Origin of the sequence: Kitasatospora sp. DSM 101779 (assembly GCF_025655475.1) — a bacterium.
GTDB lineage: Bacteria > Actinomycetota > Actinomycetes > Streptomycetales > Streptomycetaceae > Kitasatospora.
Map to the genome: position 1 here is coordinate 3,916,706 of NZ_JAHTIK010000001.1, position 5,601 is coordinate 3,922,306.

Here is a 5,601-nt window from a genome sequence, read left to right on the forward strand (position 1 = left end):
GGACCCCCGAGCCGTCGAGTCCGGCTCCCGAGCCGCCGTCGCCGGAGCCCACGCCCACCCCGACGCCGACCCGGACGCCCGCACCGTCGCCGACCGCGTTCTGGCTGGACGACCTGCCGTTCGCCGGTTCCGGGCGGCGGGACGCGCAGGAGGAGGGGCGGCCGAGCATCCGGCACGGTGGCGGGACGCTGGCGCGCCGCCCGGGGCTGTGGATCGCCGGTCAGTGGTACTGGCATGCGCTGAGCGTGCACGTGCCGTCCCGGGTGACGGTGGACCTGAACCGCAGCTGCACCGCGTTCGACGCGGTGGTGGGGCCCGACGACCTGGCGGTGGGGCGCGGCAGCGTCGTGTTCGGCGTGCTGGGCGAGGACGGTTCGGTGCTGGCGAGCTCCGGTCCGGTGCGGGCGGGTGCCCGGCCGGTGCGGGTGCACGCTCCGCTGGCGGGTCAGCGTTCGATCCGGCTGGTCGCCGAACGCGCGGACGGCGGCTGGGCGCTGCTGGACGTCGCGGACTGGGCGAACGCCCGGCTCACCTGCTGACGCCCGGCCGAACCGCTGCCCGATCGGACGGCGGGCGCCCGGCCGTCCGTCGGGGAGGGCCGGGCGTCGCGGGCGTGTCGCGGTTGCGCTGTGGTCAGACGGCGCAGCTGCCGTCCGCGCAGGCCGCGGCGTCGTCGGCGGGTGCGGTGCCGGGGGCGGGAACGAGGGCGCCGGTCTCCTCGGCGACCTGCTGCAGGACGCGCAGGAAGGTGTCCGCCTCCTGGCCGCCCTGCACGGCCCAGCGGCCCTCGAAGACGAAGGTCGGCACGGCGGTGATGCCGAGCGAACGGGCCCGGTCGAGCTGGTCGCGGACCTCCTCGGTGCCCTCCTCGCCCGCGAGGTAGCCGGCGACCCGCTCCCCGTCCATGCCGGCGGCGACGGCGAGCGCGGTGAGGGCCGCGCGGTCGCCGACGTCGACCCCGTCGGTGAAGTGCGCCCTGAGCAGCCGCTCCTTGACGTCGGCCTGGACGGCGGCCCCGTACTCGGTCTCGGCGAGGTGGAGCAGGCGGTGGCCGAGGAAGGTGTTGGCGTGCAGGGCGGCGTCGAAGTCGTAGGTGATGCCCTCGGCGGCGCCGAGCTCGGTGACCCGGGCGTCCATGGCGACGGACTGGGGGCCGTACCGCTCGGCGAGCCAGGCGCGGTGCGGGCTCGCCTGCTCGGGGGCGTCGGGCACCAGCTGGTACGGCCGGTAGACCACCTCGACGCCGTCCTTGCCCGGGAAGCGGTCCAGCGCCTGCTCGAAGCGGCGCTTGCCGATGTAGCACCAGGGGCAGGCGATGTCGGAGTAGATCTCGACCTTCATGGGGGTGCGGCTCCTGTTCGGGGTTGGGGCGGGGGGCGGGCGTGCGGGGCCCGCCCACCAGGTTGAACGGTCAACCGTCTGTCGGGCATTCCCGCCCACCGGGCATTCCCGCCGGCCCGGACGCGCCGCCCGCCGGTGTCGCCGGCGCCGGTCAGCCCCCGTGCGAGGAGAGGGCGGTCCGCGGCAGGGCGAGGCAGAGCAGTCCGGTGGCCGCGAACACCCCGACCACCCAGGGCAGCACCGCCGTCATCGCCGGGCCGAGGCCGTCACCGGTGTGCTGGAAGAACAGCGTGGCGAGGGTGGCGACACCGAGTGCCCCGCCGAACTGCTGGGCGGTGGAGAAGATCCCGGACGCGCCGCCGGCCGTGTCGGCGGGCACCGCCGACAGCACCACGTTGACCAGCGGCACCACCAGGAAGCCGAGTCCCGCGCCGGCCACCAGCAGGCCGGGGACGAGCGGCCAGGCGCCGGTGTGCGCGGCGGACGCGCCGGTCACCGCGTGTCCGATCCAGGCGCAGCCCCCGGCCATCAGGACGGCTCCGGCCAACAGCACCAGCCGCCCGTACCGGACGGCGAGGCCGTCGGCGACCGGTGCGGTGAGGAGGCCTCCGACCGAGAAGGCGGCGGTGACCAGGCCGGCCTGCATCGGGGTGTAGCCCTGGCCGCCCTGCAGCCAGATCGCGAAGACCAGGAAGAAGCCCTGCATGGCGACCGAGAACAGCAGCTGCACCAGCAGGCCGACCGAGAACGCCTTCAGCCGGAACGCCCGGGCGGGCAGCAGCGGCGCCGTACCACCGCCCCGCCGGGACTCGGCCAGTGCCAGTCCCGCCACCGCGGCGACGCCGGCGGCCAGGCAGAGCCAGCCCCAGAGCGGCCAGCCGTTGCTCCGACCCTGGACGAGCGGCAGCACCACGGCGACCAGCCCGGCCGCCAGGACCAGACTGCCCACCAGGTCGGGGCGGGCGGCCGAGCTCTCCCGGTCGGCGGGGACCAGCACCGCCCCCGCGGCCAGGCAGACCACCGCGATCGGCACGTTCACCAGGAAGACCGCGCGCCAGCCCAGGCCGAACAGATCGGCGTCGGTCAGCACGCCGCCGAGCAGCAGGCCGATCCCGGAGGCGAAGCCCGCGACCGCGCCGTACATGCCGAAGGCGGCGCCGCGCTCCTTGCCGTGGAACAGCGTCCGGAACGACCCGATCACCTGCGGGGTGAGGACGGCGGCGGCCACGCCCTGCACGGCACGGGCGGCGATCAGCTGGCCGGGTCCCTGTGCGAGGCCGCAGGCGAGGCTGGCCAGGCCGAACGCGGCGGTGCCGGCCAGGAAGAGCGCCTTCCGCCCGTACCGGTCGCCGAGGTGGCCGGCCACCACCAGGGTGGCGGCGAACCCCAGCAGGTAGGCGGAGACCAGCCACTGCAGGTCGGCCTCGGAGGCGTGCAGGTCCCGGCCGACGGACGGGATCGCGACGTTCACGATGGTCACGTCCAGCAGGTCCATCAGTGCGGCGGTCATCATCACGGCCGCGGCGGCCCAGCGGCGGGGGTGCGGGACGGCCGGCGGGCTGTCGGCCGTGGGTGCGAGTGCGGTCATTTCTTCTGCCTCCAGGAGTTCGGGGCGCAGGGCCGGGGCGTCGAGGTCCCTGCGCGGAGGATTATTTCGTTCGCCCAAACGAAAGACTTGCACAGGGTTCGGAGCGCCACAAGCCTTTCGTTCGATCGAACTAAATATTCGCCCCGTCGAAGGACTCCGCTAGGCTGGCCCCATGCCCGAGCAGCAGCGCCCCACCACCGCGGCACACCCCGAGCCCGGCGCCGACCACCGCCGCGACGTGGTGCTGGCCCGGATCTACGAGGCGGGCCGCGAGTCGAGTGCGGTGACGGTGATGTTCCACTCCGCGATCGCCGAGAAGGCCGGGCTCGGCGCCACCGAGTCGAAGACCCTGGACCTGCTCCAGCGCAGCGGCCCGCTCACCGCGAAGGAGCTCGCCGAGCGGTCCGGGCTGGCGCCGGCCTCGGTGACCGGTCTGGTCGACCGGCTGGAGCGCAAGGGCTTCGTCCGCAGGGTGCAGCATCCGACGGACCGGCGCCGCGTCCTCGTGGAGCACCGGCCGGAGGCGCTGGGTCGGCTGGCCGAGCTGTTCGAGGACTGGGGGCGCGAGGTCGGAGAGCTCTGCAACGAGTTCAGCACCGAGGAGCTGGAGGTCGTCGCGCGGTTCCTGACCGGCAGCACGGCCCGGCAGCGGGCCGCGACCGCCCGGCTGACGGACCGCCCGACCGGCTGACGGACGGTCCCCGCCGACGGACCGGCACGACCGGCCGACGGACCGGCGCCATGACGACCCTGAGGCCTGGACGCCCGGCGGGCCCCGCGATCCGGGCCGGGGCTCAGCCCGCCGGTGGGGCGGGCACCACCAGCACCGGGCAGTTCGCGTGATGGACGGCCGCGGTGCTGACGGAGCCGAGCAGCAGCCGGCTGAAGCCCCCGTTGCCGCGGGTGCCGACGACCAGTGTGTGCTGGCCCGCGGTGGCGGCGAGCACCACCTCGATGACGCTGCCGAGCACCACGTGCAGCGAGAGCTCCCCGCCGTACGGCCGGGGGCGGGCCGTCTGGACGGTGTCCACGGCGCGGCGCAGCCCGTCCGCCATGCTGTCGGCCAGCAGTTCGATGCTCGGCTGGACGAGTTCGACCATGCCGGGCGGGTAGCCGGCGGGCGAGGGGTTGACGACGGCCAGCACGTAGAGCGGCAGGCCGAACAGTTCGGCCTCGGTCATCGCCCGGTCCAGCGCCCACAGCGAGCCGTCGGAGCCGTCGCAGGCGGCCAGGATGCCGGGCCGGGCCGTCGGGGGCGGCTCGTCGAGCACGGGCAGGGGGAGCATCGCGGCAGCCACCCGGTCATGATGCCGGGTCAGCCGTGCCGCGGGCGCGACGGACGCGCCGGGACGCGCCGCCCGGCTCTGCACCGCCCCGGGCCGGACAGCCGCTCGGGCCGGGCTGCCGGCCGGGCCGGGCCGGGCAACCGCTCAGGCCGGGCGGGCCAGTGCCTTGCGTTCGACCGGCGGCAGGCCCGTCCAGCAGGAGCCGTGCCGGCGGGCGGCGACCCGGCGCAGCCAGAGTTCGGTGGCGACCAGGTCGGCGAGGCCGGCCAGGGCGCCGGGCGGCAGGTCGTGTCCGGGTTCGGCGGCCGCGGCGAGGGTCTGCCGGACGGCGGGCAGGTCGATCAGCCCGGCATCGGCGAGCAGCGGGCGGTGGAAGAGTTCCGCGAGGCCGTCGGCGGCCCGGCGCAGTCCGGCCCGGGCCTCGCCCGCGCGGTCCGGGCGCGGGGTGCGGCCCCAGTCGGCGGGGAGGTCGGTGCGTCCGGCGCCGGTGAGGATCGAGCGCAGCAGGGCGGGCCGGGCGCCGGGCTGCAGCCGGGTGTCGTCGGGCAGCAGGCGGGCGGCGCGGACGACCTGGTTGTCGAGGAACGGGGCGTGCAGGCGCTGTCCGCGCTGTTCGGCGGCCTGGACGAGGGTGCGGTAGGCGGTGGCGTGCCGGTGGAGGGCGAGCCGGGCCCGGCGGGCGCCGGGGTGCTCCACCGGGACGGGACCGCGGGCGGAGATCCGCAGCCGCTGGGCGACGGAGGTGAGCGCCTCGTCGGAGAGCCAGCGGGCTGCGGGGCCCGGGACGCTCCAGGCGAGGTCGGCGGCCGAGCTGGCGCCGGCGGTGCCGGCCGGTTCGGCGAAGTGGCGGACGGTCAGGCGGACGGCGAGGTCGTCGAGGGCGTCGGCGTAGTCGGCGCGGGCGAGCCGGTGGGCGGCCCGCAGCACGGTGACCGGGGTGCGGACGGTGCCGGTGAGGGCGCCCGCGGTGGCCCGGTCGGCGCCGGCCAGGGCGGCGACGGGGCCGAGGAGTTCGCGGGCGCGGCCGCTGCGGACGAGGTCGGCGAGCCGGGCGGGGTGGCCGTCGAGGACCTGGCGGGCGCCGTAGCCGGTGAGGTGGTCGGTGCCGCCGGCGCGGAAGCGGGCGGCGAGCCGGGCGGCGGCGGTGAGGGCGGGGCCGGGTTCGTCGGTGAGCGGGCCGGCGAGCGGGTCGTCGCCGAGTCCGGTGTACGGCAGGTCGGGCGGGACGACGACGTGGCGCAGCCGGGGGGCGTCGACGGCGATGGCCAGCCGGTCCTCGTCGCCGTGGGTGACCGCGGTGAGGGCCTCGGCGTTCTCCTCGGCGGGTTCGGCGGCGGGCCGGCGGGCCCAGGAGCCCTTGACGGCGCCGGTGCGGGCGGGGGCCGC

At 76.7% G+C, this 5,601-nt stretch carries 6 protein-coding genes; 2 read left to right on the top strand and 4 right to left on the bottom strand.

Annotated elements, in window-relative coordinates:
- On the top strand, positions 1–539 hold a 539-nt coding region (locus tag KSNIM_RS17715; RefSeq protein ID WP_263104177.1), incomplete at its 5' end, for an NPCBM/NEW2 domain-containing protein.
- Between the two features lie 94 nt (positions 540–633).
- Here KSNIM_RS17715 and KSNIM_RS17720 read toward each other — a convergent pair.
- Together KSNIM_RS17720 and KSNIM_RS17725 are read right to left on the bottom strand one after the other, a co-directional pair.
- Complete coding sequence (locus KSNIM_RS17720) at positions 634–1,341, bottom strand: DsbA family oxidoreductase (RefSeq protein WP_263104178.1); 708 nt, start codon at positions 1,339–1,341, stop codon at positions 634–636.
- Positions 1,342–1,492: 151 nt separating this feature from the next.
- Positions 1,493–2,929 carry an MFS transporter gene (locus KSNIM_RS17725; RefSeq protein ID WP_263104179.1) on the bottom strand — a complete coding sequence of 479 codons (1,437 nt, stop codon included), beginning with the start codon at positions 2,927–2,929 and terminating at the stop codon, positions 1,493–1,495.
- Between the two features lie 172 nt (positions 2,930–3,101).
- Between KSNIM_RS17725 and KSNIM_RS17730 the strand changes: the two genes are divergently transcribed.
- Positions 3,102–3,620 carry a MarR family winged helix-turn-helix transcriptional regulator gene (locus tag KSNIM_RS17730; protein WP_263104180.1) on the top strand — a complete coding sequence of 173 codons (519 nt, stop codon included), beginning with the start codon at positions 3,102–3,104 and terminating at the stop codon, positions 3,618–3,620.
- A 103-nt stretch (positions 3,621–3,723) separates the two neighbouring features.
- Here the strand turns inward: KSNIM_RS17730 and KSNIM_RS17735 are convergent, their stop codons facing one another.
- Both KSNIM_RS17735 and KSNIM_RS17740 read right to left on the bottom strand, forming a co-directional pair.
- A complete protein-coding gene (locus KSNIM_RS17735) occupies positions 3,724–4,227 on the bottom strand; it encodes a universal stress protein (RefSeq protein ID WP_263104181.1) in 504 nt (167 codons plus the stop codon).
- Positions 4,228–4,359: 132 nt separating this feature from the next.
- Positions 4,360–5,601, bottom strand: a 1,242-nt coding sequence (locus KSNIM_RS17740) for an asparagine synthase-related protein (protein ID WP_263104182.1), incomplete at its 5' end; no start/stop codon positions are given.

What these genes read in the sequence shown, in the direction of transcription:
- KSNIM_RS17720 (WP_263104178.1), bottom strand. Translation starts at nt 1,341, where the DNA reads ATGAAGGTCGAGATCTACTCCGACATCGCCTGCCCCTGGTGCTACATC.
- KSNIM_RS17725 (WP_263104179.1), bottom strand. Translation starts at nt 2,929, where the DNA reads ATGACCGCACTCGCACCCACGGCCGACAGCCCGCCGGCCGTCCCGCAC.
- KSNIM_RS17730 (WP_263104180.1), top strand. Translation starts at nt 3,102, where the DNA reads ATGCCCGAGCAGCAGCGCCCCACCACCGCGGCACACCCCGAGCCCGGC.